Genomic DNA, 596 nt, shown 5'->3' with positions numbered 1-596 from the left:
AGCCTTAGTGCTTTTACACTAAGGCTCTTTTAAATAAATATGGCAGCTACCTACTCTCCCGCATGATAGTGCAGTACCATCGGCCATGAGGGGCTTAACTTCTCTGTTCGGAATGGGAAGAGGTGAACCCCCCCGGCATAACCACCATAAGATCTTGCCTTTGCTGTTATCTGCTGTGATTCCAGCTATGGATAAATAATATCAGGAGTTACAATTATTATCAGGATGATTTTCTGTAAGATTGACTAAATAAAAAAAGCCTTAGTGCTTTTACACTAAGGCTCTTTTAAATAAATATGGCAGCTACCTACTCTCCCGCATGATAGTGCAGTACCATCGGCCATGAGGGGCTTAACTTCTCTGTTCGGAATGGGAAGAGGTGAACACCCTCGGCATAACCACCATAAGATCTTGCCTTTGCTGTTACAGTCTCCTGTGTGAATCTCGGCTGCTGTTACAGCTGCCTTCGTGATTCCAGCATTTACTAATAAGATAACATATCGGGAAATAGTTGTATACGAACTTAAGCGTAATAAAAGAAAATTAAAGCTTACGGGCAATTAGTATTACTCGGCTGCGATGTTACCACCCTTACA

At 42.1% G+C, this 596-nt stretch carries 2 rRNA genes; both read right to left on the bottom strand.

The features are described 5' to 3' along the window. Positions 1-37 precede the first annotated feature (37 nt). Positions 38-149 (bottom strand): 5S ribosomal RNA (gene rrf / locus GWG06_RS10885). A 145-nt stretch (positions 150-294) separates the two neighbouring features. Beyond that, positions 295-406 (bottom strand): 5S ribosomal RNA (gene rrf / locus GWG06_RS10880). Positions 407-596 lie beyond the last annotated feature (190 nt).

It is taken from the genome of Chitinophaga solisilvae, from assembly GCF_009928525.1.
Classification (GTDB): domain Bacteria; phylum Bacteroidota; class Bacteroidia; order Chitinophagales; family Chitinophagaceae; genus Chitinophaga; species Chitinophaga solisilvae.
Note: the sequence above shows the minus strand (reverse complement) of the source record. Positions and strands in the feature narration are given on the sequence as shown.